Origin of the sequence: Haloarcula sp. CBA1131, from assembly GCF_008728975.1 — an archaeon.
In the GTDB taxonomy this organism is placed as follows: Archaea; Halobacteriota; Halobacteria; order Halobacteriales; family Haloarculaceae; genus Haloarcula; species Haloarcula hispanica.
The window spans coordinates 2,177,450-2,202,535 of record NZ_RPCY01000001.1; the positions used below are offsets into that span (position 1 = coordinate 2,177,450).

The 25,086-nt window shown below is 62.8% G+C and carries 23 protein-coding genes; 13 read left to right on the forward strand and 10 right to left on the reverse strand.

The window, feature by feature from the left end:
- Window positions 1–389: 389 nt before the first annotated feature.
- Window positions 390–2,474 (reverse strand): caspase family protein, encoded by a 2,085-nt coding sequence (locus Har1131_RS11120; protein WP_151146425.1) that lies wholly within the window; start codon window positions 2,472–2,474, stop codon window positions 390–392.
- A gap of 226 nt (window positions 2,475–2,700) precedes the next feature.
- Here Har1131_RS11120 and Har1131_RS11125 point away from each other — a divergent pair, with 226 nt between their 5' ends.
- The 3 genes from Har1131_RS11125 to Har1131_RS11135 are packed head-to-tail and all read left to right on the forward strand — an operon-like array spanning window position 2,701 to window position 5,348.
- On the forward strand, window positions 2,701–3,153 hold the full coding sequence (locus tag Har1131_RS11125) for a DUF5788 family protein (protein WP_008309469.1): 453 nt from the start codon (window positions 2,701–2,703) through the stop codon (window positions 3,151–3,153).
- A 1-nt stretch (window position 3,154) separates the two neighbouring features.
- Window positions 3,155–4,891 (forward strand): DNA polymerase/3'-5' exonuclease PolX, encoded by a 1,737-nt coding sequence (gene polX, locus Har1131_RS11130; RefSeq protein ID WP_151146428.1) that lies wholly within the window; start codon window positions 3,155–3,157, stop codon window positions 4,889–4,891.
- Entirely contained in the window at window positions 4,884–5,348 is a 465-nt protein-coding gene (locus Har1131_RS11135) for a Mut7-C RNAse domain-containing protein (RefSeq protein WP_023843238.1), read from the forward strand. The genes polX and Har1131_RS11135 overlap by 8 nt, the downstream gene beginning before the upstream one ends.
- Window positions 5,349–5,372: 24 nt before the next feature.
- Here the strand turns inward: Har1131_RS11135 and Har1131_RS11140 are convergent, their stop codons facing one another.
- Complete coding sequence (locus Har1131_RS11140) at window positions 5,373–6,392, reverse strand: hypothetical protein (protein WP_014040189.1); 1,020 nt, start codon at window positions 6,390–6,392, stop codon at window positions 5,373–5,375.
- A 116-nt stretch (window positions 6,393–6,508) separates the two neighbouring features.
- Between Har1131_RS11140 and Har1131_RS11145 the strand changes: the two genes are divergently transcribed.
- Genes Har1131_RS11145 through Har1131_RS11155 form a run of 3 tightly spaced genes read left to right on the forward strand, consistent with a single transcriptional unit; the run spans window position 6,509 to window position 8,977 of the window.
- Window positions 6,509–7,216: an ABC transporter ATP-binding protein gene (locus Har1131_RS11145; protein ID WP_151103305.1), complete on the forward strand. Its 708-nt coding sequence runs from the start codon at window positions 6,509–6,511 to the stop codon at window positions 7,214–7,216.
- Window positions 7,216–8,451, forward strand: coding sequence for an ABC transporter permease (locus Har1131_RS11150; protein ID WP_014040187.1), 1,236 nt, complete (start codon window positions 7,216–7,218; stop codon window positions 8,449–8,451). Before Har1131_RS11145 ends, Har1131_RS11150 begins: the two co-directional genes overlap by 1 nt.
- A gap of 46 nt (window positions 8,452–8,497) precedes the next feature.
- Complete coding sequence (locus Har1131_RS11155) at window positions 8,498–8,977, forward strand: DUF5797 family protein (RefSeq protein WP_151103303.1); 480 nt, start codon at window positions 8,498–8,500, stop codon at window positions 8,975–8,977.
- Window positions 8,978–9,000: 23 nt separating this feature from the next.
- Here the strand turns inward: Har1131_RS11155 and Har1131_RS11160 are convergent, their stop codons facing one another.
- The 3 genes from Har1131_RS11160 to Har1131_RS11170 all read right to left on the reverse strand — a co-directional run bounded on the left by Har1131_RS11160 (window position 9,001) and on the right by Har1131_RS11170 (window position 11,552).
- Window positions 9,001–10,047: a DUF5787 family protein gene (locus tag Har1131_RS11160; protein ID WP_050007300.1), complete on the reverse strand. Its 1,047-nt coding sequence runs from the start codon at window positions 10,045–10,047 to the stop codon at window positions 9,001–9,003.
- A gap of 40 nt (window positions 10,048–10,087) precedes the next feature.
- Entirely contained in the window at window positions 10,088–10,753 is a 666-nt protein-coding gene (locus tag Har1131_RS11165) for a DUF4013 domain-containing protein (RefSeq protein WP_225306753.1), read from the reverse strand.
- Window positions 10,754–11,120: 367 nt separating this feature from the next.
- A complete protein-coding gene (locus tag Har1131_RS11170) occupies window positions 11,121–11,552 on the reverse strand; it encodes a bis(5'-nucleosyl)-tetraphosphatase (protein WP_008309479.1) in 432 nt (143 codons plus the stop codon).
- A gap of 95 nt (window positions 11,553–11,647) precedes the next feature.
- On the opposite strand from Har1131_RS11170, the gene Har1131_RS11175 reads away from it, so the two are divergent.
- Window positions 11,648–11,980 carry an uS10/mL48 family ribosomal protein gene (locus tag Har1131_RS11175; protein WP_008309480.1) on the forward strand — a complete coding sequence of 111 codons (333 nt, stop codon included), beginning with the start codon at window positions 11,648–11,650 and terminating at the stop codon, window positions 11,978–11,980.
- Between the two features lie 64 nt (window positions 11,981–12,044).
- Window positions 12,045–13,316, forward strand: coding sequence for an amidohydrolase (locus Har1131_RS11180; protein WP_151146431.1), 1,272 nt, complete (start codon window positions 12,045–12,047; stop codon window positions 13,314–13,316).
- 5 nt (window positions 13,317–13,321) lie between these two features.
- Here Har1131_RS11180 and Har1131_RS11185 read toward each other — a convergent pair whose 3' ends face one another.
- Window positions 13,322–13,774 (reverse strand): type IV pilin, encoded by a 453-nt coding sequence (locus Har1131_RS11185; RefSeq protein ID WP_079980830.1) that lies wholly within the window; start codon window positions 13,772–13,774, stop codon window positions 13,322–13,324.
- Window positions 13,775–14,017: 243 nt separating this feature from the next.
- Entirely contained in the window at window positions 14,018–15,436 is a 1,419-nt protein-coding gene (locus Har1131_RS11190) for a geranylgeranyl reductase family protein (protein WP_151146434.1), read from the reverse strand.
- Window positions 15,437–15,619: 183 nt separating this feature from the next.
- Here Har1131_RS11190 and Har1131_RS11195 point away from each other — a divergent pair, with 183 nt between their 5' ends.
- Both Har1131_RS11195 and Har1131_RS11200 read left to right on the forward strand, forming a co-directional pair.
- Window positions 15,620–15,952 carry a 2Fe-2S iron-sulfur cluster-binding protein gene (locus Har1131_RS11195; RefSeq protein ID WP_014040180.1) on the forward strand — a complete coding sequence of 111 codons (333 nt, stop codon included), beginning with the start codon at window positions 15,620–15,622 and terminating at the stop codon, window positions 15,950–15,952.
- 195 nt (window positions 15,953–16,147) lie between these two features.
- On the forward strand, window positions 16,148–16,750 hold the full coding sequence (locus tag Har1131_RS11200) for a hypothetical protein (protein ID WP_008309489.1): 603 nt from the start codon (window positions 16,148–16,150) through the stop codon (window positions 16,748–16,750).
- A 73-nt stretch (window positions 16,751–16,823) separates the two neighbouring features.
- On the opposite strand, the gene Har1131_RS11205 is transcribed toward Har1131_RS11200, so the two are convergent.
- A complete protein-coding gene (locus Har1131_RS11205) occupies window positions 16,824–17,441 on the reverse strand; it encodes a stage II sporulation protein M (protein WP_008309491.1) in 618 nt (205 codons plus the stop codon).
- 136 nt (window positions 17,442–17,577) lie between these two features.
- Here Har1131_RS11205 and Har1131_RS11210 point away from each other — a divergent pair, with 136 nt between their 5' ends.
- Complete coding sequence (locus Har1131_RS11210; RefSeq protein ID WP_005534748.1) at window positions 17,578–18,555, forward strand: phosphoadenosine phosphosulfate reductase family protein; 978 nt, start codon at window positions 17,578–17,580, stop codon at window positions 18,553–18,555.
- Between the two features lie 702 nt (window positions 18,556–19,257).
- Entirely contained in the window at window positions 19,258–20,448 is a 1,191-nt protein-coding gene (locus Har1131_RS11215) for an MFS transporter (RefSeq protein ID WP_151146437.1), read from the forward strand.
- Here Har1131_RS11215 and Har1131_RS11220 read toward each other — a convergent pair whose 3' ends face one another.
- Both Har1131_RS11220 and Har1131_RS11225 read right to left on the reverse strand, forming a co-directional pair.
- Window positions 20,449–22,470 carry an AMP-binding protein gene (locus Har1131_RS11220; protein WP_151146440.1) on the reverse strand — a complete coding sequence of 674 codons (2,022 nt, stop codon included), beginning with the start codon at window positions 22,468–22,470 and terminating at the stop codon, window positions 20,449–20,451. It lies immediately after the preceding gene.
- A 143-nt stretch (window positions 22,471–22,613) separates the two neighbouring features.
- Entirely contained in the window at window positions 22,614–23,483 is an 870-nt protein-coding gene (locus tag Har1131_RS11225; RefSeq protein ID WP_050037951.1) for an SDR family oxidoreductase, read from the reverse strand.
- A 245-nt stretch (window positions 23,484–23,728) separates the two neighbouring features.
- Between Har1131_RS11225 and Har1131_RS11230 the strand changes: the two genes are divergently transcribed.
- The gene (locus Har1131_RS11230; RefSeq protein WP_151146443.1) at window positions 23,729–25,078 is read left to right on the forward strand and encodes an ABC transporter substrate-binding protein; all 1,350 of its coding nucleotides are present in this window, start codon (window positions 23,729–23,731) and stop codon (window positions 25,076–25,078) included.
- The last annotated feature ends 8 nt before the right edge of the window (window positions 25,079–25,086 follow it).

A 25,086-nucleotide genomic window follows, 5' to 3' on the forward strand; every position in this document is an offset into this window, starting at 1 on the left:
TGTATCGCTGTGGGCCTTCTTGAGAACGTTCGACCCGTCCGTGCTATTTAATCGCTAGACGGGCGATAAACGCTCTGTCTGTGTTGATTTCTGGATTTATCTTTTAATTCTATACTTAATACAATATATAATATGTAGGCACACTTCAGATAAATTTAATTATTTCCCCGACTACATCAAAATCGTATCATGTCCGATACTACCATGCGCGAATACCTCGCAGAGCACCCGAAAATGGCCGGCGCACTGTTCACCCTCCTGATGCTACTGTCACAGGCGGGGACTGCAGCAGCTAATAATAGTGCATACCCTGGTCCATAAAGGTAGAGCAAGTTATTCCAATCGAGCGGCCCCTTCGTGTTAACGGAATTATTGGTTGGCGCAAATACTCAATGTATAGAGCTCAGATCTATCGAATCACTCCAATACAGATTCCCACTATTTCTAACCGGTATTTGTTGCATCTGCAGAAACTCTTCTAGCTCCTGACTGGAAAGATTGAATGTACCTATTCTACCCGGTACTAAGTAATGCTTCTCAGAACTCGTAATGTGTGGAAAAATAATGGCCCCTAACGCTTTATCATCTGTAGAATAAACCTTCATCTCTACGCTATAGCCGGTTTCACTGGTTTGAACCTCTAGCAGGTTCGGCATCCCGCCATTTGTTTGTGCAACTGTCACACCGCCGTCGCCGACAACGATGTACTGCCCGCCAAGAACACTCTCACCGCGTGCGATAGTAAGCGCTGCTCGGAGGGGGAAGCCAGAATCCAATAGTCGAGCAACCGCTTGACCGATGCGAACCGCGCCGTCGTTCAGCACTTCGTTAAGCGTGACGATGCCAGCGATTGCACCCTTTTCGACGAGCGCTAACCCCTGGTTGTAGGAGTTGCAGGCGTTCAGCAGGAACGTATCGACCCCTACAGAGTCGACCGCCGTCACGTCCAGTTTGCCATCGCTGCAGACGAAGCCGTCGTGTTCGGTGTGGCCGATGTAGTGGAAGAACTCCGCGTCGGTCGTGAGAACGGTCCTGAGCTCCGCCGTCGTCAGGTCGTCGTGGACCGTGACATCGAACGGCAAGTCGTCGCGGGTGCCGTACACGTCGTCGACGACCTGCCGTTCCTCGTCCATGCGGGCGTCGTTCTGGACGACGCGAATCGTGATGTCCTCGGCGTTCGTGTCACGGTCGAGTCGGTGTTCGAACGCCGCTTTGGTCAGCTTGCTCGCACCGATCGGGATGCTGTCCCCGATCCAGGCCTGTTCCAATGAGTCCTCGGCCTGCGGTTCGACGTAGTCCGCCTCAGATGGAGCGGTCGCAGCGTCGGAACTCGCGGCGCGGGTGATGACGTCGTCCCGGGTGAATTCGGCCTCGACCTCCGCCGGAACGCTCGCCTGATTCAGCCGCTGTTGCTGATGCGTTCGGACGATAGCCAGGTCGTCGACGACGTACGGGAGCTGTTCCGCGTTCGCCGGCACCGGGTCGATGTGCGTCGTCAACCGCCACTTCGGGATGTGGTCCTCGATGACGTCGTACGGGACCTGCAGATAGGTAGCGACCTGCTCCGCCAGCGGCTGCTGATACAGCGACTGGAAGTTGAGGTCGACGTACGGTTCGATGGCCGCTCGCTCGTGTAAGTCGATCTGGTGGAATCCCTCGGTGCGCGTGACACAATCGAGGAAGAAGAGGCGTTTGAGCGTGCGTCCGACCTCGGATTCGAAACCCCGTGCGGTATCGAGCGAGTACGTGAATCCTGTGTCGGTTGTGAGCCGCGGCTCGGACGCGGGAACGAGCGAAGCCCCGAGGTAGTACGACAGCGGTGCGGCGACGAAGATCGAAGCGAGGTCAGGCGGCAGTTCGAGCGTGACACCAGTGTCCGGCCTGTCGATATCCGTCGGGATGTCCAGACTGTCTCCGACCTCAAGCGCCGGTGGATGGCCGCGAAGCGTCGGGTAGGAGCGCTCGGGGTCGTAGGCCTTGAGCGCCGACCCGAAGGTCTCGACCGCGGCCATCACGTCGGTCGGTTGCTCGGTCGTCGTGACCGTGGCCGCCGGCCGGTCGTGCTGGGAGCGAGCGCCGATGAGCAGGTCTGTCGGAGCGTCGAACTCGATACGGGTCCGGTCCGAGTCGACGGTGACCTCCATCGCGGTGTCTTCGACCCGCATATACGTCTTGATCTGGGTCAGCGGGTCCAGCACGTAGTCATCCGCCGGCAGCGTCTCAGACTCGAACTGGGCAACCTCGGCGGCTATCGCGCCGGCATCGTCACGGACGTACACCATGACCACTGTCGGCAGTTCGATAGCGCGCGTTCGGATCCGGACAGCGTCCCCGACCGGGTACTGAAACACGTCGGTCGCTGCCTCCCGGAGCGCGACGGGGGTCGGCGTGTGTATCCGGTAGCGCTGGCGCTCGATCTGATCAATAACCGCAAGTCCAGGGCGGTCGTCAAGCGGTTCGAACGTTAGAGTCATGTAATAAGCGAGGGGGACGGTATTACTCTCGTACAATGAGAACGACAGAAACCATGAAAAAGATATCGCCGACTTCGTTTTCTATCGGTCGGGGCCGCCCACGAGGGTCGCCTGAAACAGGGCGCTGACCGGGCTCAGTCGGGTGGTGCGAAGCAGGCACTCCCGTGTAAACCCTGGTAGCCGATGGGCGAAGCGGGTAAGGGCACCCCGGTCTAACACTCAGGTAGTGAAAGAGTTCGAGCGCAAACAGTTGCTGGAGCGCATCGAACGCGACAGCGCGACCGTCGGTGCGGATATCCCCGATGAGATCACCGTGCAGGGCGAGGAGATCGAACTCCAGTCGTTCGTCTTCGAAATCAAGCGTCGGGAGACGATTCCGCGGGGCGAGCGCGAACGCGTCGAGCAGGCGAAAAAGAACCTGCGGCGCGAGCGCCTCCAGCGCAAGCAGCGGATCGAGGACAACAAAGTGAGCTACGAGCGCGGCGAAGAGCTTGCCACGGCCATCATCGGTATCGACCGGGCGCTCAACGCGCTCGAACAGCTCGGTGCGGCCAACATCGAACAGGAAGCGCAGACCCAGGAGACGGCCGACAGGAAGCGCTGGATGAAGTTCCTCCAGAAAGCACTGGGTCACGAGGACGCGGACTCCGGCACGGGTCGTGCCGGGCGGAGCTACTAACATGAGCCGGAACGACGAAATCGCGACACTGCTCGAAGAGTTTGCCGACCTGCTGGACGCGAAAGGGGTGGAGTACAAGCCCCGAGCCTACCGCCGGGCAGCCGAGAACATCAGGGACTTCCCCGGGGCGATCGAGGGGCTGGCCACCGAGGGCGAGGACAGCGTCGGCGAGATCGACGGCGTCGGTGACGCTATCTCCTCGAAGGTCGTTGAATACGTCAACACTGGCGAAATCGAGGAGGTAACCGAACTCCGCGCGGAACTCCCCGTCGAGATGGATGCTCTCACGGCGGTCGAGGGCGTGGGACCGAAATCCGTCGGCTCGCTGTACGAGGCGCTTGGCATCACCACTCTCGACGAACTGGAGTCGGCTGCCGAAGCCGGCCAGATACAGGAAGTCTCGGGCTTCGGGGCGAAAACGGAGCAGAACATCCTCGACAACATCGACTTCGCCCGCGAGGCCCACGAGCGGTCGCTGCTCGGCGAGGCGCGGCCGTACGGCGACCGGATTCGAGAGTACATGACCGGCGGCGACGCCGTCGAGGAGTGCGCGCTCGGTGGATCGATTCGTCGCTGGCGACCGACCATCGGCGACGTGGACGTGCTCGTCGGGAGCACCGATCCCGAGGCCGTCGTCGAGCGGTTCGCCGACTGGGAGGGACTCGACCGGGTCATCGAGTCCGGCGAGACGAAAGCGAGCGCCTACGCGGACGACGTTCGGGTCGACCTGCGGATCGTCGACCCATCGGAGTTCGGCGCGGCGCTGCAGTATTTCACCGGCAGCAAGGACCACAACGTGGCGGTCCGCAACCGCGCTATCGAACGGGACCTCAAAGTCAACGAGTACGGCGTGTTTGATGTCGAAGGCGTCGAGGACGACGGCCAGCGGGCCGGCGAACTGGTGGCCAGCGAGACCGAGGACGCAGTGTACGACGCGCTGGGCATGGATTGGGTGCCGCCGGAACTCCGCGAGAACCGCGGTGAGGTCAAAGCCGCCGCCGACGGGTCGCTCCCCGACCTCCTCGCCGAGGGCGAGGTCCGCGGCGATATCCACACCCATACGAACTGGTCGGACGGCGGCAACACCATCGCAGAAATGGTCGCGGGCGCGGCCGACTTCGGCCACGACTACCTCGCTGTCACGGACCACGCGACCGGACCGGGGATGGTCGGCGGCGTCGGCGTCCCGGACGAGAAACTCCGCGAACAGTTGGCCGAGGTGGAATCGGTCGCGGCGGACGCCGACATCGACGTGTTCTCCGGCGTCGAGGCCAACATCGCCGCGGACGGCAGTATCTCCGTTGCCGACGACTTGCTGGCGGAACTGGACGTGGTCGTCGCCTCGCCACATGCCGCGCTGGACGGGGACGGCACGGACCGCCTCGTCGCCGCAGCGGAACACCCCGACGTGAACGTCATTGGCCATCCGACAGGCCGGTATCTCAACCGTCGTGAGGGGCTGGACGTCGACATCAAGCGCCTCGCGGAAGTCGCCGCTGCCAGCGACACAGCGCTGGAGATAAACGCCAACCCCGCCCGGTTGGACCTCGGCGGCGGCGCGGTCAAGCAGGCCCTCGAAGCCGGGGCGACAATCGCCATCAACACGGACGCACACAGCCCACGCGATCTCGAACTCCTGCGCTACGGCGTCCACACGGCGCGGCGGGGCTGGGTCGAGACGGACGACGTGCTGAACACCCGCGACGCCGAGGACCTCCGCGAGTTCCTCGATGCCTGAGAATTCCCCAAGCGACCGGCTCGTGCTCGATGCGATGCTCGGCAAGCTCGCCACCTATCTGCGGATGTGTGGCTACGACACGGCGTACGCGCTGGACCGGGACGCCGAGGCTGATGACGACCTCCTCGCTATAGCGGAACGTGAGGACCGGCTGGTGATTACTCGGGACAGCGACCTCGCCGCCCGCGCACCCGAGAGCGTGCTCCTCACCGAGCGGGCAGTCGAGGACCAGTTGCGGGAACTCGCCGATGCCGGCTTTCATCTTTCACTCGCTCCGGAGCCGGCCCACTGTGGCGTCTGCAACGGGCCGGTCGAACAGGTCGATCCGGTGGCACCGACGCCGGAGTACGCACCGAACGCGGACGACGAGACGGTCTGGCGCTGTACCGACTGTGGACAGCACTTCTGGAAAGGGAGCCACTGGGCGTCAGTTCAGGCGACGCTGGACGGCCTGTAGAACGTAGAAAGTCAGCGGGCGTCGCTACAGTTCTTCAGCCGCGGCGACGGCCTCCTCGGTCGTCCCCTCGACGACCACGCCGGTCGTGACATCGTCCTCGGTCCAGTAGACGACAGCACTGTCGTCGCGCTCGATTGCGGTCGCGTTCTGCCCGTTCACCTGCACTGCCGTCCCGTTCTCCACGTCGTCAAGATAGCTCGACGCGCCGGTAGCGGTCAGAACTGTCACGTTCTCCCCGTCAGCGTCGTACTGCTGGGCCACAGCCGTACTCTCGGGCCGGCTGATGTACCGTGCCTCTTCGAACGTCCCGTTCTCGTACTTCGGCAGGTCCAGGTCCGTCGCGGACTGGGCCGCGTCGTAGGAGTCGTACCTCTCGACGGTCGTGACGGCGACCCGGTCAGCCGGTGGAGCGAACTGGCTGTCGTCGATGCTGACGTTGAAGTTCGTCTCCTCAACGGTGAGTTCCGTCCGGTTCGTCCCGTCGTCGGTGGTCAGCTTGTGGACCCGGTAGTCCTCGGTATCGACCCATAGCGTCGTGTTCGGCGCGTCGATGCTCTCGTTCGTCGGTTCGAGGTCCAGGACGTACGTCGACTCGCCGTCGACTTCGGCGGTCCCGCGGAGCGTCGCAGTGACGTTCTCCTCGGGAACCGGGTCCGTAGTGTCGTTCATCGCCGCGGCTTCCTCGGGCAGTTCGCGGCCGTAGGACTGGTTCTCGCCGACCGCCCAGACGACGGTTCCGTTCGTCCCCATCTCGTAGGACCGGTTCTCACTCGTGACGGCGGCCCACGTCTTGTTCGGCTCAGCGGCAGCGTACTCCACCGTCGCAGTCTTCGATTCCGAGTCGTTCGTGACGGTCACTGTCGCGGTCCCGGTAATTGTCTCGGCCGCATCGTAGCGCTGCTCGGTTCGGTCGAGCACGTCGTCGCCGGACGGCTGCCCCATTTCGCTGAGGCCGGACACGCCGGCGACCGCCCCAGCAGCCAGTAGTCCAATGGTGACGAACACCGCGACGATAGCTAGTCTCCGTCCGGTATCGGCTGTCATTGTCCGGGCTTAGGACTGGAGTGGTAAGTGGGTTCCTCTTGTCAGAAAACGGACTGTATCCGGCGGAATCTGCACCCGGCGAACCCCTCATTGCTGTCCAGTCCGTACGCCGGGCTGTGAGCGAGTCAGCGAACACGACTGTCCGCGTCGACGGCGTCAGCAAGCAGTACGACCTCGGCGGGACGGTGACGGCGCTGGACGACGTGAGCCTGGACCTGTCGGCGGGGTCGTACACGGCGGTGATGGGTCCGAGCGGTTCCGGCAAGAGCACCCTGTTGAACCTCATCGGCGGGCTGGACACGCCGTCGTCGGGGCAGGTCGTGGTCAACGGACAGGACGTTTCGTCGGCTAGCGAGGCCGAACGGGCTGACATCCGCGGCACCGAGGTGGGCTTTGTCTTCCAGACGTTCAACCTCATGCCGCGCCTGTCCGCGGTGGAGAACGTCGCCTTGCCGCTCGTCTTCGACGGCTGGGACCGCGACCGTCGCCGCGAACGGGCAGTGTCGCTCCTCTCGGAGGTGGGGCTCGCCGACCGTACCGACCACGTCCCCTCGGAACTCAGCGGCGGCCAGCGCCAGCGGGTCGCCATCGCCCGCGCACTATCGACCGACCCGGCGCTGATGCTCGCCGACGAGCCCACCGGTAACGTCGACACGGACACCGGCGCGCAGATACTCGACCTGTTCGACGACCTCCACGCGGCGGGCAACACGTTCCTGCTGGTGACCCACGAGCGCCACGTCGCCGAGCGGGCCGAGCGCATCGTCCACGTCGAGGACGGCCACATCCAGTCCGTCGAGGACGTTTCCGGAGGCGAGCACTGATGGACACCGGCGAGAGTGTCCGCATCACGCTCCGATCTATCAGGGCGCACAAGCTCCGGTCGGCGCTGACTGTCGTCGGCGTCGTCATCGGCATCGCGTCGGTCATCACCTTCGCCACGTTCGGGGCCAGCGTCGAGGCCGAGATCGTCGGTGACATCGAGACGTCAAACGCGGGCAACATCTACGTGTTCGGGACGCCGTCGGGCGACGACGACTTCGACCGGACGCTCCAGCCGGTGTTCACGGAGTACGACATTCAGCAGTTAGAAGGAATCCAGGGCGTACAGGCGGTGCTCCCGCGCGGGATCGTCCAGACACAATCGATACAGCACGGGAATCGGACGCTCGCCAGACAGCAGGTCACGGCGACACGGCCGGCCAGCATCACCGACGGCGTCCTCGTCGAGGGGCGTTCCTTCGAGGCCGACGAGGAAGCCGTCGTCGTCAACGAGCGCATGGCCGGATCGTTCTCCGAGAACCTCACGACCGGCGAGCGGCTCACGATGACGATGCCCGACGGCAGCGAACGGAACGTCACCGTCGTCGGCGTCGTCAACGGGACCCGCGGCGAGGTCCCGGTCAGCGAGTTCGCTCGTCAGCCACGGGTGTACGTCCCCATCGACCCGTTCTACGACTCCGTCGTCGAGAGTCCTTCGGCGGGCGTGCGACAGCGTGCGTATCCGCAGGTGACCCTCGTCGTCGATCCTCGGGCGATCCCGGAAACGCAGTCGGCGATTCAGACGTACCTCTCCGGTAATTCTGACGCGCGGTCGCTGTCGGCCGACGACACGGAACTGGTCGCTCGCTCGGGCAACGACTTCGTCGAGGAGATCAGTGACGTCATCGAGCGCATCACGCGCTTCGTCACCGGCATCGCCGTCATCGCGCTGGTCGTCGGCGCTATCGGTATCGCCAACGTGATGCTCGTCAGCGTGACCGAACGGACCCGCGAAATCGGCATCATGAAAGCCGTCGGCGCGCGCAACCGCGACGTGATGCAGGTGTTCCTCGTCGAGGCCGCACTGCTCGGAACTATCGGCTCGCTGCTCGGCGTCCCGCTCGGACTGCTCGTCGGCTACGGCGCGACCCAGTACGCCGAGGTCACGTTCTCGCTTGCGCCGCTGTGGATGGCGCTCGCGGTCGGCGTGGGCGTCCTTGTCGGCGTCGTGGCCGGTCTCTATCCGGCGTGGCGAGCGGCGCGGGTCGACCCCATCGACGCACTCAGGCACGAGTGATCGGGATTCAGAACACCGAAATACGTGGTCGTCGTACCGACGGGCCATGACCCTCTCGGAGGAGGCCCGCGAGCGACTCGCCGACATCGTCGAACTCCAGCCGACGAAAAACGGCGAGTTGCAGGAGCGCTGGGACATGGACAGCGGGAGCGAGGTGCACCAGTACCTCGAATCCGAACTCAAGGAGTACTACTACCGCAACGACAACAGCCTCATCTGTGCGACGCCGGAGGCGACGACGCTCATCGACGGGGAGGACTCCGAACGGATACAGACGGTGACGGTCACCACGCTTCAGCAGGCTATCGTCGACGTGATTGCCGGCCCCGACGAGGAGAGCCAGAGCGTCGTCGCCGTGTTACACGCCCTCCGTGAGGTCGGTGAGGACCGCGACACCGACGATGTTCGCTCCGCGCTCCGCAGCCTCGCAGACAAAGGTATCGTGGAGACGGTCGAGAAGACGGTGCCGACGTTCAGGCTCGCCGTTCCCCGGGACGAACTCGACATCGAGCTATCCGAAGAATAAGTCCGGGTCGCGGTGTCGGTCCGCTACTCCGACAGCCCCGGCCGCTGGCGGCGGCGTCGCCGCGCTAACACCCGTTTTATTGCTTTGCCCGGCCCGCCGTCGAGCGGCCAGTCCTTCGACCGCCACGCCGGCGGTTCCGGCTCGTAAGACGGACACTGCCCCCGACACTCCGCCGCCGTCGGGAGACACCCTTTCGCGGCGCAGTGTGGATAGACGCCAGTTTCGTCGGCGCTGAGTTGGAAGTGCCTGCAGTCGGGGCGCATCGTGTCCGCGTACGCGCGCCAGCCGCGATCGTATGCCCGTTCGGCGATGGCGAGCCGCCGCTCTTGCTTCCAATCAGGACTCGCGTACTCGAACCGCGCCGCGCTGGTGTCGTCGTCCGGTCGGTCCAGAATGCGCGTTCCGGGGTCGGTCACTGACAGCGACCGCGGTTGCCAGACCGCCTCGGCTGTGCCGGATTCGGGATCGACAGTCAGCACGCCGGCGGCCGCGGGCAGGTCCGCCAGCAGGACCGGTTCCACGCGCTCGTCGGTCGTCGCCGTCGCGACCCACACCTCGTCGGCCAGCGACAGCGCGATGTCCCGCTCCAGTTGTGGGACGAGATTCCTGGCGGCGCTGGCCGTCAGGTCGGGCTTGTTCTCGATGGCGACGACCCGACGGAGCCAGTCGGGATAGGGTCGCACCCGACGGATTTCGATGCGGTTGCCCCGCTTTCGGGTCTCGATGGCGTCCCGGTCGGCCGCCTCGTGAATCGACTCTCGGACGTACCGCCACGGATAGCCCGGGTCAGGCAGCGCGTCGCGGTAGTACGTCCAGTCGGCCGGCGCGTTCTGCAGGACGTGCAGGAGGTCCGAGTCGAACGCGTCTCCGCCGAACGTCGCTCGCTCGCGGAGTCCGTCGGGGTCACACTCCAGTACAATCGTGTCCCAGCGTCGGTGTTTCGTCCCGAACTGTCTGGCGATCAGCACCGCCGCATCGTCGGACGGCGACCACGCTCGCTCGGCCCATTGACAGACGGCCAGTTCGAAGGCGAACTCGGAGTCTGAATCGGCTCCACCACTCGATGTCACGTATCTCGAAAAAATAGCCGGCCGCGTAAGAACTGCTGGGTTAGGCTGACGTGGTCGGACCTGTTACCTGCTGTGCGCTCTTGTTCGTCTGGCTTGCGAATGCCGTTCCGAACATACGGAAGACGGCGACCTGCCCGTAGTAGGTGACGAACGGAACGAGAACGAGTCCGATGACAGTAAACGCCAGAATATTGCTGATGAGGTTCGTAATAATGCCAACGACAATCGGCATCAGGACTGCGATGAAGTAGTCACTCGTAAGGACGACATTTTTCAGCAGCGAGAAGTCGAACGCTGCTCCAAGGCTGCCTTCGACCGCCATATTGGCGAGTGCTGCCGGGACAATATAGTAAATGAGAAACATTACCGGAATCAGAAGGAGCAGTGTCATGAGCCCGAAGCCGGCGATGATTCCGCCGCCAGAGTTCCCAGCAGCACCACCCAATCCGAGGAGGACGCTCCCGATACCGAAGATGACAGCTATGGGAACGATAGAGTACACGAGACCGACGATACTGAACTTGACTCCGTCGATGATGAGTTCACCCCAGTCGTCCCAGGCAGGTGGTTCGGATTCGCCCTCGACGGTCGTTCCGATCACACGAAGCAAGTAGCCGTTGAACGCGAACACTGGGATCAGGAGGAAAAAGAACACCAGCAGTACGCCGCCGATCAACATCTGTGCTATCCAACTGTCGCCTTGCATTGGGTACGATAGTCCGTCTTCTAACATTTTAGACGCCTCTTTGAAAACTGTAATCTTATCCTATTTAAAAATACTGTTAGTATTGGGGGAAATACTGTTTATAAAATAAATCCCAATTCGTAATTATCTCAACGGCAGATGATATCGCGGAAATAAAGGTTAGGCTACATATGGGGTGGGCAGTCGTGCATTTTACTATCGAATGTAATTCTGTATTTTAATTTATATGGTAGTTTAGGGGATCTGTGTTCATGGGCTGGTTATCCGGTGAGGTCACTTGAGCCGGTCAGCAAGCGACGACGGAGCGGTAGCTATCCAGAGCGCCGCGTCGGTGCTGGATGAATCCGGCCGAGTGTCGCCGCTCTCTCTACTCCTCGTCGTCCGCTCGTTCGTCGAGGAACTCGTCTGCCTGTTCGAGTATCTCGCGGGGGCCGTCCTGCGTGACTGTGTTGATGGCCTGCTCGTAGTCGCGCCACTGCAGGTCGCGGTGTTCTGTGGACAGTTCGGCTGACGCTTCGAACGATTTCGCGACGAACAGGTGGACCGTCTTGTGGATGGTGTTGCCGTTCGCCTCGAACACGTAGTCGTAGTCTTCGCGGAACCCGTCTAAAAGCCGGAAATCACCGATGCCGGCCTCCTCTTTCACTTCGCGTATGGCGGTCTGCTGGAGCTCTTCCTCGCCCTCGACGCCGCCCTTGGGGAACTCCCAATCGCCGGGTCGGCTCTTGAGCAGGAGGTACTCCCGCCGGCCACGCGTATCGCGAAAGAGGATGGCTCCCGCGCTCGTGGCCTCTATCATTATCGGATTTTATGACACCGCTACTTAAGAGAATATCGGAGACACAACGGAAACAGATGGCCTTTTGTCACTCGCGGCTGAGTGTTCGTCTACAGATGCCCTTCGTCACGACGCTGACTTTCACCAGTGGGGACCGACACCGCCTCGAGGACATTGTCACAGAGATCAAAGAGAGCGCCGAACAGAAGGGGGTCGAACTGAAAGGCCCGCATCCGAAGCAGCCACAGGAGCTGCGGGTTCCTCAGTCGAAGTCACTGGGGCCAAGCGGCGGCCGCTTCGAGTCCTGGACTCACACCGTCTACACCCGAACGATAGAGATCGTCGGGTACGAGGAGTTCGCTCGGAACGTTACTCAGCGAACCTTCCCGAACGCCATCCACGTCGAGGCCGGCGTCGAACAGCGGACGCAGGTCGGCAGCGGGTCGTAGCCCTGGAGTGACTGTCGTCCGCTCCTGTGGATTCGTATAAGTAGCTGTGCCCCGTTTCGCCGGCATGAACGAGTCTCAACAGGAACGGCTCAGGTCCGTTCGGCGCGACTTACACAGCTATCCCGAACCCGCGTGGCGGGAGTTCTACACCACCAGTCGCATCGTCGACGAACTCGAACGGATCGGCGTCGACCAGTTGCATCTCGGTCAGGATGTCGTGGATGGCGACGCGCGGATGGCAGTCCCGGACGCTGATGAACTCGAAGACTGGCAGGCGAAGGCCCGAGAGGCCGGGGCCCGTGAGGACGTGCTGGAGGCCGCCACTGGGGGATTCACCGGTGCCCTCGCTGTGCTCGAACAGGGCGATGGGCCGACCGTCGCGCTCCGGGTCGACATCGACGCGCTTCCGATAACGGAGTCAGACAGCGTGGCACATGCCCCGGTGATGGAGGAGTTCCGCTCAGCCAACGAGGGGTACATGCACGCCTGCGGGCACGACGCCCACGCGACGATTGGCCTTGGCGTGCTGGAGGCAGTGAAAGAGAGTGATTTCAAGGGGACGTTCAAAGTCGTCTTCCAGCCGGCCGAAGAGGTCATCGGCGGCGGGAAGGCCGTCGCCGAGAGTGGACATCTGGATGACGTGGACCACTTGCTGGCGATACATATCGGTCTCGATCATCCGACCGGTGAGATCGTCGCCGGCGTCGGCGGCTTCCTCGCGGTTCGGCAGTTCGAGGCGACGTTCACCGGCGAGACGGCGCACGCTGGAGGGCATCCCGCACAGGGACGGGACGCCGTACAAGCGTTGGCGACTGCCGTCCAGAACCTTCACGCGATTCGACGGCACGGCGACGGCGCGACCCAGGTCAACGCCGGGGTCGTCGAGGGTGGCACAGCCACGAACATCGTCCCCGAGGAAGCGACGCTGGAAGGAGAAGTCCGGGGTGAGACGACCTCGCTCAAGGAATACATGAGCGAACGGGCGGACACCGTCATGTCGTCCGCGGCCGAGATGCACGACTGCGAAGTCGCTGTCGAGACGACCGCAGAAGCGCCGAGTGCGGTGAGCGACGACGCGCTTGCGGGTGTAGTGTACGACGCAGCAGAATCAGTTCCCGGCGTCACAAGCCGCCTTCGGACCGACGACCTCGGTGGGAGCGAGGACGCGACCTATCTGATGGACCGCGTCCAGGGCCGCAGCGGGACGGCGACGTTCGTCGGTATCGGGACCGACCACCCCGGCGGCCACCACACGCCCACGTTCGACGTCGACGAGAATTCACTGGCAATCGGTATCGATGTCGTCAGTAAAGCGATTAGCCAACTGAGTGAGTGAATACGCTACGGCGCTTCCCAGCTGGCGAGTTGGATCGATTTGCCGCTATCCGGCGACTTCCAGTTCAGCGTGACCGTCGCATCCGAGAGATCAGCGGCCTTCGAAAACGTCACCTTCGACCCGGCTGTGATTTCCGAACCGGCCGCCGGTGCACCGCCGAGACTCGGGAAATCGTGCTGTCCGTTGGCGGTTGAAGCCCCGCTAACGGTGATGTACAGATTCCCGGCCTGAATAGAGTCGCCGCTCCGGTGCTCGATTGTCAGGCTGTCGGGACTACCCGCGTCGTAATCGAACGTAAACGCCGCCTGTGGCGCGCTTTGGCCGAGACTTCCAGAACCGAAATCGAGGAAGAACGTCGCTGCTGTCGCCGCCAACAGCACTGTTATTGCAACCATTAGAATGACACCAACAACTGGCGAGACTGCACTATCGTCGGATTGGAATCTGCGTGCTAGCATGATTGACCCCCACTCGGGCGACGGTCGACACGCTGTCTCCGTCTCGGTGACCCCCCGGTCGACCGACCCCAGTGTGACTTCATTTTGATATCATGTTGTTAAATAATAAAACTTGTTGTTCAGAACTATAGTTCATGATTTCAGCAACTACTATCCGAATAGCTGTTCGAAACGCCGTCGCTGCTGCTGGCAACCCCGCGCCAGAATATCAGAATCAAACGGAAAACGCAACGAGCCGCGGAATCAGTACTTGGGCTCTGCGCCAGTGACTTCGTAGATATCGTCCATAATCGAATCACGCTCGCGCTGCCAGGCCTCGAAGCCGCTGCGGTCGCTGGGGTAGGATTGGTAATGGTCCAGCAGCCGGTCGGCAGCCTTTTTCGTCTGGTAGAGGTCCCGGATGGTCCCCAAGTGGCCGATGCTCTTGACTGCCATCTTGATTTTGAGTCCGAGCCCGATACTGGTCGAGCCGCCGTACAGCGCCTCGGCGAGCTTCTCGCCGGGTAACGCGGCCAGCAGCGCCATCAGGTCGTCGACGTCGTAGGCGGTGGTGAAGATGTTGTACACGTCAAGCGCCGCGTACCGGGCGCCGAAGTGCTCCATCACGCGCTCGTTGTACTCCCAGAGCGCGGCTTCGTCGTCCGTCCGGCCGGATTCGATAGCCTCGATTGCCTGTTCGGCGGCGTAGGTCCCGGCGTAGGCCGCACCGGCGATACCGCCGCCGGTGGTTGGATTGACGTGTCCAGCGGCATCCCCGACGGCCATGAATCCGGGTGCGACGGCGGAGTCGTATGGCCGGCGCGTCGGCAGCGCAGCGCCGAGTTTATCCTGTACCTCCGCGCCCTTGAACTCGCTTCGGCCCTGCAGGTCGCGCTTGAGGTCGTCGACCAGTTCCATCGGCTCCTCGTTCATCTGGAAACCGAGGCCGGCGTTGATCTCCGTGTCCGTACGCGGGAAGTACCAGAGGTAGCCGGCGGAGCGCTCGGTCGGCTTGAACACGAGCGCGTCGTCCCACTCGACCGGCTCGTCAACCTCGATAATCTCCCGGTAGGCGGAGCAAAACTGCGAGTACTGGACGTTCGTGTCGAAGGTCGCGTCTTCGAGGTCGGTCTTGTCCTGCAGAATCGAGAGCGCGCCGGCCCCGTCGATGACCATGTCACCCTCGTATGTGACGGGGTCGCCTTTCCGCATGGCTTTCACGCCTGTCACGCGGCCGCTGTCGTCCTGCAACACGTCCTGAACGACCGTGTCGTAGTGGAACTCCACACCGCTGTCGTTTGCACCCTCGATGAGACAGCGACCGTACTCCCAGCGGTCGATGACGGCGAGTTCGCCCGGCACGGGAATTTCGAGAACGGTGTCCTCCTGTGGAATCTCGAACCGGCCGTGGTCGACATCGGTGTTGGTAAACGCCGGTTCGAGCTGTGACTTCGGAATCGCTTCAGGGAAGTCGCTGGCTCCTTTTAGTGCGTCCCCGCAGGCGATGTGGCCGGCCTCGGTTTCGTCTTTGCGCTCTACGATGACGACGTCGTAGCCCGCGTCCGCAATGGTCGCTGCGGCGTAACAGCCGGATGTCCCGGCCCCGACGACGACAACGTCCACGGAAACGGTCCGTGCAGTCGCCGACGCTCCGCCGGCGTTGCCGTCCTGGTGTGTGGTCATGCACTCCCGTCCTGCCCGGAGAGAGAAAATTATTCCGACTATCGGTTTTACGCACTGCTATAACTGTTTCTGCGATGCACAGCCGACTACGGGTGCGTCATGCGGCATTGACGGACAGCGGTCCGTTTCACTCCGGGACAGCGGTGATAAAGAGTTTTGCTGGGGGGTGTCAAAGGGCCGAGCATGACCGAGTACACGGTGACGTTCGTGGGGACGGGCGAGGAAATCACCGTCTCCGAGAAGGAGACGATTCTCTCGCGGTGTATCGAGGAGGGTATCGCCCAGGAGTACTCCTGCCGCGTGGGGATGTGCCTGGCCTGCTCGGCGAAGATTGTCGAGGGGTCGGTTACCCAGCCTGCCGCCCGCGGACTGACCGACCGGGAACGGGAGGACTACGCACTGACTTGCATGGCGCGGCCGCAGTCGGACCTGAAACTCGACCGCGGGAAGTACCCGCCCAGTATTGAAGCGGATGTCGACCTGGAGGACGGCGATCCCACGCCTGCGGACGACTAGTAGGCACTGAATACCACTACCATATAGCCTGCTAGAAGGTCTGTAAATACCTTTAACATACGCCTGATATATTGCCTGATATAGAGCGGTGAAACCGCGAATGAAGGACAGGTCATATAAGCAAGTGGCCCCTATAGAGTAGTGACTACAGCGTCAGCGGACGGCCTTCGACGACTGATACACGCTTCCCCAACCATGACCAGCCGCGTATACAGACTTCACTCGACACTTGAACTGCCACTGGAAGACGCCTACGATTTCTTCGAGGATCCGGACCTTCCCCCCGAAATCGCTGACATCGACATCACCCGTCGAAACAATACGCTAATCGTCAGCGCTGTCGCCAAAGACGACTCCATGAGTAAGTACACCCCGACGGCCCAGCTCAAGGCCAGCGTCACGGAGAATCGGGTGTACGAGGAAGACCCCGACGAGATGGGACCGCCCGGGGCCGCAAGTACCGGGAGTTCCGGCGGTGGCCCCCAGTGGGGCGCACTCGAAGAGGAAGAGGAAGAAATCGAGTCCGAACTCGTTGAGTACGCCTGCTTCAAGGGCGACCGCGAGACCGTGCTCCAGAACACAGCGCTCCAGTACGCGATGTTCGAGGTCCTGTGTGAGGTCGCGAAAGTCGCGGAAAAGGGCACGCTGACGGCAATTGCGGCGGTCGACGAGGAACTCGAAGCTGTCCGCATCGTCGATGGGGAAGAGCGACCCGCCGCGATCAACGTTGCAGAGGAACCCCGCGACGGCGAGGAAGAAGAGGGCGTCAACTGGCGCGACAACGAGTTCATCTCGTAACGCGCGTAGTCCGGTCACGGATTCAATTTTGCTGAGCCGTAGCTCAACACAGAATAGCGGACGGTCCGAACCGCTACGCTGGCGTGATGCCCGAGAGATCGGCGTCCGTGAACCGTGACGCGATTTCGATTGTGAGGTTCGCTTCGATGTAGGCCGCAATCACGATTAGCACGGCGGCCGTCGCAAGCAGCCAGCCGGCTTCCCGGAGATCCTGTCCAGTAACCAGTTCGTTTGTGCGGCCGCGGATGTACTGTATCGTGCGCCACCCGAACCGGAGCCCGACGGCGGCGACGATGAGCAGTGCGGGGATCTCGATGAGGCCGTGTGGGACGATGAGCGCGGCGACGACGACGGGCGAGACCTGCTTGAGTGCGATACCGACGACGACCCCGATGAGCAGTCCGTTCAAGACGAGCGACAGGACCGTCATCGAACCGAGCGAGATAGCGCCGAGTGCCATCACGAGCAACGCCCCGAGGTTGTTAACGGTCAGAGAGACTGTCGTGAGCTCAGCCGGCATGAAGGGATTCTCGCCGGTCGTTCCGGGGTTCTGAAGCCACTCGGCGGGTACCTGACTGCCGAGTCCGTACCCGAGGAGTCCACTGACTATCAGGATCAGCGCGGCTACAGGGACATAGCGCAACAGCCAGCGGTGAAAGAGGCGAGCCGGGAGGGTTGGGCGGTCGTCCATACCACGCCTTTCGCGCCGGCAGCAAAAAACCCGAGTGACCTGAACGGGCGCGGCCGCCGTTTTATTTGCCACCGCCTCACACACCTGTCGGCCATCCAAAAAGTACTTGGCACTCGTAATTATATCTCATTACACTATGTCCGAATCAGCAGAGTTCCCGGACTATCTGGACGTTGATTACACTGACGGGGAAGGCGAAGACCCCGAAGAGTACCCGACTGTCAACCACAAGATCGAGAAGGCAATCGAGGTCACGAAGACCGGCCTCGAAGAGTACGAGAACCCTGTCGTGATGTGGACCGGCGGCAAGGACTCGACGCTGACGCTGTACTTCGTCAAGGAAGTCGCCGAGCGCTTCGACCTCGAAGTACCCCCGGTCGTCTTCATCGACCACTATCAGCACTTCGACGAACTCATCGACTTCGTCGAACACTGGGCCGACGAGTGGGACCTCGACGTCATCTGGGCGCGCAACGAGGACGTGGGCAACTACGTCGACGAAAACGGCCTCGAACCGGGTGACGACATCCCCGTCGACGAACTCTCTGAGCACAACCAGCACCACATTCGGAACATCCTCGAATACGAGGAGGACACGTTCCCGTTCCTGCTCGACACCTACGTCGGCAACCACCTCCTGAAGACGGTGGCGCTCAACGACACTATCGAGGAGCACGACGTCGACGGCATCCTGTCGGGCATCCGCTGGGACGAGCAGGAGTCCCGCGCCGACGAGACGTTCTTCTCGCCGCGTCACGACCCGGACATCTACCCGCCGCACGACCGCATCCAGTCGATTCTCCAGTTCGCGGAAGCCGACGTGTGGGAGGCCTTCTGGAACTTCGTCGTCCCGGACACCGTCGAGGGCTACCCGGACGACGGCTACGTCCCGCAGGGACAGGACGACCTGCCTGAGGGCATCGAGAAGGAAGACGTGCCGGTCTCGCCGAAGTACTTCGCCGGATTCCGTTCGCTCGGGAGCGAGGTCAGCACCGACAAGTCCGCCGAAGAGCCCGCTTGGCTGCAGGACATGGCGAACACGACCGAGCGCGCCGGCCGCGCCCAGGACAAGGAAGACCTGATGGAGCGCCTGCGCGACCTCGGCTACATGTAAACGGCCACGGAACGACGCCGGTTCCGTATCGCTGTTTCTCTTGCTGTCTCAGTAGCGACGTTCGCCACGACAAACAGTAAATACACGGCCGAATCCGCCTGTCGACCGAGACGAGTGGTCGCCGGTAGCTGACCCCCGGAGCACAGAAGCCCCTATCAGCACTGAATATTGTCACTCTAACACTTCGACAGGAGTCGATGTATTCCGCGCCGGCAGCAATCCCGGACCCGGTGTGGTCGAACGCACAGAGTGGACACGGCTGCCGTTATGTGCGCGGCAACGGCTACAGGCGGCGACCAATACCCGTTTTAGACCCTTGTTCATCCTTTCTGAACGATGCAATTATCCGTCCCACAAGCCGGTTGATTGCAGTCTAAGCCTCGCTACGTCCCGTAACGCGGCCGAAAAAACGTTATAGACGATTGTCGAGAAAAGGTTTAGGTACTGTCGAACAATACGAGTAGGTGAATGAGTTCAGACCAGTACAACTGTCCGAACTGCGGGGCGGAATTGAGCTACCAGACGACGAAGCACAACGGCTGTTCGAACTGCGGGTTCGTTCCGCCGCATAGCGCTGAGTAAGGCGGTTTGGCCCGAGTTAGCGGCTGCGACGTTCTGTGGTAGATAGTTGTGGAATCCTACGATTAGCGTCACGTATTCGGGTCGACATCTATTTTTCTCGGCTCGCTGTATCCGTTGTCTGTGACGGACCGCACAGACCGGGGCGTTCTCGCGGGCGTTATCTTCGCCGTTTTACTGGCGCAGGTCTTGCTGTATCCGGGTGTCGACAGGCTCGTCCGGTCGCTGGGTGCGACGACGGACCTGAACGCGAGCATGTGGTTCCTGGCCGCTGAGTTCGGGTCTTTCGTCGTCTTCGCTGGCGTATGGGGCGTGCTCAGCGACGCCACCGGACGGCGCACGCCGTTCATCATCGGCGGGGCGGGCGCCGGCGCAGTGCTGTACGCCCTCATCGCGTGGCTCCCCGGCGCTGTCTCGCTCCCGTTTGCCGGCGTGCTGGTCCTGCGAGCGCTTCAGGGCGGAGCCACCATCGCGGCGTTCTCGCTGGCGATGACGATGCTGATGGATCTCGGCGGCGGCCACGGCAAGAACATGGGGGCGGCAGGCATCGCTATCGGCAGTGGAACGGCGCTCGGTGCGCCACTGGGCGGCCAACTGTACGAAATCCAGACCACGCTCCCGCTGTACGTGGCGAGCGCGTTGTCGCTCGTCGTCGCAGTGGCCGCCCTGCTCGTGACCGACCGCGCACCGTCGGACGGGCGGTCGGGCCTGGCTGCGACCGTGTCCGGGCTCAAACAGCGACCGACCCTCGGCGTGCCGTACGCCTTCGGGTTCATCGACCGGCTCACCGCGGGATTTTTCGCGCTTGTCGGAACCCTGTACTTCAGGGAGACGTTCCAACTGGGACCCGGCGAAACCGGCGTCATGCTGGCGCTGTTTTTCGCGCCGTTCGCCCTCCTGCAGTACCCCTTCGGCGTGCTCTCGGACCGCATCGGTCGAACCGCACCCATCGTCGCCGGATCGGTACTGTACGGGCTCACCGTTATCGGCGTCGGGCAAGCGCCGACGGTGACCATCGCCGGTGCGGGGATGGTACTGACCGGTGTCATCGGCGCACTGATGGCTCCGGCGACAATGGCGCTCGTTTCGGACCTCGCCGGCGAGACGGAGCGCGGGACCGCTATGGCCGGGTTCAACATCTTCGGTAGCGTCGGCTTCCTCGCCGGCATCCTCATCGGCGGTACCGTCGCGGGAGCCTTCGGCTACGCAGTCGCGTTCTTTGTCGCCGGCGGGACAGAAGTCGTCCTCGCGGTGCTGGCGCTCCCTGGATTGCTCCGGCTGGAGAAGCCGGCCGAGGACGCCGTCGGGGGCTGACTACGACGCCTCGCGGACCTCGTCCAGTGCGTCCGGGTTCTCGATGCTGGACATGTCGCCCAGGTCCTCGCCGCGGTAGACGCCGGCGATTGCCCGGCGGATTATTTTCCCGCTCTGGGTCTTGGGGAACTCATCGACGAACAGTACTTCTCGGGGCCGGAACGGCTTGCCGAGTTCCTCGCCGACGGCGGCGCGGATGTCGTCCCGGAGGTCGTCGTCGGGTTCGTAGCCGGGTTCCAGCACGGCGTAGAGGACGACGGCAGTGCCGGTGGTGTCGTCCGGCGCACCGACGGCGGCGGCCTGATTGACGGCGTCGTGTTCCATCGCCGCACCCTCGACCTCCGCCGGTCCGACCTTCCGCCCGGCGACGTTGAGCACGTCGTCGGCCCGGCCGTGGAGGAACCAGAGACCGTCCTCGTCTTTCTGCGCCCAGTCGCCGTGGTCCCAGACGTCGTCCCAGGTCGACCAGTACTCATGCAGGTAGCGGTCGTCGCCCGACCAGAGCGACCGGGTCATCGACGGACAGGAGTTTCTCGCGACCAGATAGCCGCGCTCGTGGGTGTCGGCTATCGATTCGCCATCGGAATCAACGATGTCGATATCCATCCCCAGTCCCGGACCGCCAAGTGTGCAGGGTTTGAGCGATTGAATCGGCATCGGCATGAGGAAACAGCCCATTATCTCGGTCCCGCCGGAGATGTTGATGATTGGACAGTCCTCGTTCCCGACGTTTTCGTGGAACCACAGCCAGCTCTCGGGGTCCCAGGGTTCGCCGGTCGAGCCCAGCAACCGGAGGCTGGAGAGGTCGTGGCCCTCCAGCCACTCGTCTCCCTTCTTTCGGAGCGCCCGAATCGCGGTCGGCGAGACACCGAAGGTGGTGATGTCGTGGCGGTCGATCATCTCCCAGAAGCGGTCCGGTTCGGGGTGGTCCGGCGCACCCTCGTACATGAAGACGGTGCCGCCGAAGGCGTGGTTCCCGAGCAGCGTCCAGGGCCCCATCATCCAGCCGATGTCGCTTACCCAGAAGAAACGGTCGCTTGGCTTGTGGTCGAAGCCGAAGTAGATCTCCTTGGCCGCCTGCATGAGTGCGCCGGCGTGCGTGTGGACGATGCCCTTCGGTTTCCCGGTCGTCCCGGAGGAGTACAGCAGCATCGACTCCTGGTTGCTCGGGAGTTCCTTCGCCGCGTACTCGTCGTTGGCGGTCTCTATCGCTTCGTCCCACCACTCGTCGCGGCGGGTCCAGCGGATGGTCTCGTCGGGGTCGTCCGCGATACCGAGGCGGTCATAGACGACAGTGTGTTCGACCGGTGTCGTCCCGAGTTCCTCGCCGGCCTGCTTGATGGCCTCGTCGGCGCTTTCCTTGAGGTGGACACCGGAGCCCCGGCGATAGAAGCCGTCACCAGTGAACAGGACGGAGCACTCGGCATCGGCGATGCGGGTCGCCGTCGCGTCGACGCCGAACCCGGAGAAAATCGGCACGGCAATCGCGCCGACTTTGAGACAGCCGTACAGTATCGACGCGACTTCGGGGACCATCGGCATATAGAGGCCGACGGTGTCGCCGGTGCCGACGCCGACGGATTCCAGATAGTTCGCTACCTTGCTGGCCTGTCGATTCAGTTCGTGGTACGTAATCTCCCGCACGTCGCCGGGCTCGCCCTCCCAGATGAGCGCGACTGTGTTTCGTGTCGGACTGTCCCGTGCTGCGTGGCGGTCCAGGACGTTGTGGGCAGCGTTGATTGTCCCACCGGCGTACCAGTCGGTGAACTGCGGACCCTCACTGTTGTCCCGGACCTGATCGTATGCGTCGAAGAATTCGATGTCGAGGTACTCCGGGAGCAGGTCCCAGAACCACTCGACGCCCGAGTCGGGTTCCTCGGGCAGGTCTGTGGTCGTTCGCTCGATGAGTTCGTCGTAGTTGTCGATGTCGTATTCCTGCATGAACTCCCAGACGTTCGTCGACTCGACGAACGCGTGGCTCGGTTCGTGGACGATGGAGTCTACGTGGTCTTGTTCGCTCATAGCGTCAGTATTCCGTAGTGTTTGGCCGTCTGGTATAAACTCGTACCGCCGCTGCCCCGTGCGTCCGTTGGTCGGTCGGGGTAGCCCGACTCCGCGTCGCTTGTGTGTGGCGCAGGGACAGTGCATGTCCACACACCACTGTCTCACTCGTAGGTCGTTGTCATGCCGCCGTCGAACAGCAGGTCCCCGCCGTTGAGATGGTCGGCGTGTGTCGAGAGCCCGAACACGAAGAGGTTCGCCACGTCAATGGGGTCCATCATCTCTTTGACCCGCGCCTGGCCCAGCATCACGTCGTCGATGACCTCGTCGACGCTGATGCCACGTTGCTCGGCGGTGTCGGGAATCTGGTCGACCACCAGCGGCGTCTTGACGTAGCCGGTACTGATAGAGAACCCACGGAGCCCGTCACCGCCTTCCGCGGCGATAGACTGTGTCAGTCCCCGCAGGCCGAACTTCGAGACGTTGTAGGCCACCTTATCCGAGGTAACGTAATGGCCGTGGACCGATGCCATGTTCCCGATGGCACCTACGCCGTCGTCGGTCCCGCGGATGTGAGGGATGACGCGCTTCGACAGCGCGAGCGGCGCGCGAAGCATTACGTCGTGCATCTGGTCGTACGTCTCCATCGGGAAGTCCTCGATGGCGTCGATGTGCTGGAGGCCGGCGATGTTCGCGAGATACCGTATGGTGCCGTGGGAGGCCGCGGTCTCGACGATGGACTCGATATCCGCGTCGTTTGCGAGGTCGCCGGCCACGGTCTCGACGGCCCCATCAAGGTCGAGGTCCGCCGCCGTGTCCGCGACCTCAGCGAGACCGTCTTCGTCGATATCCGTGGCGACGGCAGTCACCCCGTTGGCGGCCATCGCCAGCGCTGTCGCCCGGCCGATGCCCGATCCGCCGCCGGTCACCAGACAGACCGTGTCGCTCGTGTAGTGGTCGTCGTCGACGAACAGGATCGAGGACTCGTCGATGGGCTCGACTTCGAGCCGTTCGTGAGAGGTGCTGGATGCCATTCAGTCACACGTTCTCTAGACATGTCCGAATAGGGGCGGGTTGACATGTATACCCGACTGACCGTGTGGTGCTGTCACAGCCCGGCGCGAGAACGCTGCTCCGCTGTCTCACCGACGACGTGGTTTACGTGTAAACCTCCCGTTATTCGGGGGTTACGTCGGAAGAATCAGTCATCCCTGTGAGCGTGGCACACACCGCGTGACCAGACATCCCGGACTCATCCGGGGCGTATTGGGACACACCTATGGAACAAACGACAACGGACCATGACACTGGTGGCATCGGCAGGCGACAACTGCTCTCCGCCGTCGGCGGCTCGGCCGTCGCCGCAGCACTCGCTGGCTGCTCGACGCTGCTGAGCGACGGTGAAACAGCGGACCAGGGCGGGCAGTCCGGTGGCGATATCTCCGACGACCCGATACAGGCCGGGTTGTTGACGTTCACGCGTGGCGCACCGGGCGTACTCGGTATCCAGGCCCAGCGCGGGGCCGAACTCGCCGTCCAGCGCATCAACGAAGCGGGCGGTGTCGGTGGACAACGCGAAATCGAACTGGACGTCGTCAACGAGGGGTCGAACCCGCTCGACAGCTACAACCAGTTCATCGAGGAGGGAAAAGAGGTCACGTTCGGCCCGATTTCCAGCGGCACGCACAGCCAGATCGCCCCCGAAGTCGAGAAAAACGAGATCATCAACGTCAGCACCGACGGGACGGTGACGACGCTCTACGAGGAGACCGTCCCTGACCCGACCTACTCCTTCCGTTTCCAGAACTACGACATCATGGAGGTGGTGACGATGGCCCGCGAGGCCGTCGAGCGCATCGGTGCGGACAACATCTCGACCGTCGCCGGGGTCAACCCCGGCTACTCCTTCGGCGAGGACGAGATGCGGGTGTTCACGCAGGCAATCCAGAAACTCACGGACGCCGAAATCGTCTACGAGGGGTTCCCGGAACTCGGAGCCAGCGACATGTCGAACCACATCACCTCGATCAACAACGAGGAGCCGGACGTGACCTTCTCCAGCCTGTGGGGCGGCGACGTGACGACATTCGTGCGACAAGCGAACGCCAACGACATGTTCGAGAACACGACGGTGTTCGGCACGACGCTGTACAGCGCGGCCGGCGACGTACCGGGCGACGCGCTGGCCGGGGCGGATATCTACTCCGGGTCGCGCAACTACTACTGGGGGAAGCCGGCGCTGGGCAACTGGCAGCCCGGCCGGGAGCTGTTCGACGCCGCGACACAGCAAGAGGGCGTGACGGTCCCGACGGCTCACTACATGAGCGGCTACGGCGCGGTCACCGCGTGGGCGACGGCCGTTGAGAAGGCCATCGACCTGCTGGGCACCTACCCGAGCCAGGAGCAAATCGCGCAGGTTCTGGAGGGTCACGGCTTCTTCACACCGGCCGGCTACCACAACATGGCCGAGGACCACCAGGGCGCGTCGAACTCCTTCGCCGGCCAGATGGTGTACGACGACGACCTCGGCGCGGCCAGGCTCGACGACGTGAACACCTACGCGGCGACCGAGACCGCGCCGCCGCCGGGCGTCACCGGCAGCGACTGGCTGGACAGCTGGAGCGCCTGATACCGAGC

What these genes read in the sequence shown, in the direction of transcription:
- Har1131_RS11120 (WP_151146425.1), bottom strand. Translation starts at nt 2,474, where the DNA reads ATGACTCTAACGTTCGAACCGCTTGACGACCGCCCTGGACTTGCGGTT.
- polX (WP_151146428.1), top strand. Translation starts at nt 3,155, where the DNA reads ATGAGCCGGAACGACGAAATCGCGACACTGCTCGAAGAGTTTGCCGAC.
- Har1131_RS11135 (WP_023843238.1), top strand. Translation starts at nt 4,884, where the DNA reads ATGCCTGAGAATTCCCCAAGCGACCGGCTCGTGCTCGATGCGATGCTC.
- Har1131_RS11140 (WP_014040189.1), bottom strand. Translation starts at nt 6,392, where the DNA reads ATGACAGCCGATACCGGACGGAGACTAGCTATCGTCGCGGTGTTCGTC.
- Har1131_RS11150 (WP_014040187.1), top strand. Translation starts at nt 7,216, where the DNA reads ATGGACACCGGCGAGAGTGTCCGCATCACGCTCCGATCTATCAGGGCG.
- Har1131_RS11155 (WP_151103303.1), top strand. Translation starts at nt 8,498, where the DNA reads ATGACCCTCTCGGAGGAGGCCCGCGAGCGACTCGCCGACATCGTCGAA.
- Har1131_RS11165 (WP_225306753.1), bottom strand. Translation starts at nt 10,753, where the DNA reads ATGCAAGGCGACAGTTGGATAGCACAGATGTTGATCGGCGGCGTACTG.
- Har1131_RS11170 (WP_008309479.1), bottom strand. Translation starts at nt 11,552, where the DNA reads ATGATAGAGGCCACGAGCGCGGGAGCCATCCTCTTTCGCGATACGCGT.
- Har1131_RS11175 (WP_008309480.1), top strand. Translation starts at nt 11,648, where the DNA reads ATGCCCTTCGTCACGACGCTGACTTTCACCAGTGGGGACCGACACCGC.
- Har1131_RS11180 (WP_151146431.1), top strand. Translation starts at nt 12,045, where the DNA reads ATGAACGAGTCTCAACAGGAACGGCTCAGGTCCGTTCGGCGCGACTTA.
- Har1131_RS11185 (WP_079980830.1), bottom strand. Translation starts at nt 13,774, where the DNA reads ATGCTAGCACGCAGATTCCAATCCGACGATAGTGCAGTCTCGCCAGTT.
- Har1131_RS11190 (WP_151146434.1), bottom strand. Translation starts at nt 15,436, where the DNA reads ATGACCACACACCAGGACGGCAACGCCGGCGGAGCGTCGGCGACTGCA.
- Har1131_RS11195 (WP_014040180.1), top strand. Translation starts at nt 15,620, where the DNA reads ATGACCGAGTACACGGTGACGTTCGTGGGGACGGGCGAGGAAATCACC.
- Har1131_RS11200 (WP_008309489.1), top strand. Translation starts at nt 16,148, where the DNA reads ATGACCAGCCGCGTATACAGACTTCACTCGACACTTGAACTGCCACTG.
- Har1131_RS11205 (WP_008309491.1), bottom strand. Translation starts at nt 17,441, where the DNA reads ATGGACGACCGCCCAACCCTCCCGGCTCGCCTCTTTCACCGCTGGCTG.
- Har1131_RS11210 (WP_005534748.1), top strand. Translation starts at nt 17,578, where the DNA reads ATGTCCGAATCAGCAGAGTTCCCGGACTATCTGGACGTTGATTACACT.
- Har1131_RS11220 (WP_151146440.1), bottom strand. Translation starts at nt 22,470, where the DNA reads ATGAGCGAACAAGACCACGTAGACTCCATCGTCCACGAACCGAGCCAC.
- Har1131_RS11225 (WP_050037951.1), bottom strand. Translation starts at nt 23,483, where the DNA reads ATGGCATCCAGCACCTCTCACGAACGGCTCGAAGTCGAGCCCATCGAC.
- Har1131_RS11230 (WP_151146443.1), top strand. Translation starts at nt 23,729, where the DNA reads ATGGAACAAACGACAACGGACCATGACACTGGTGGCATCGGCAGGCGA.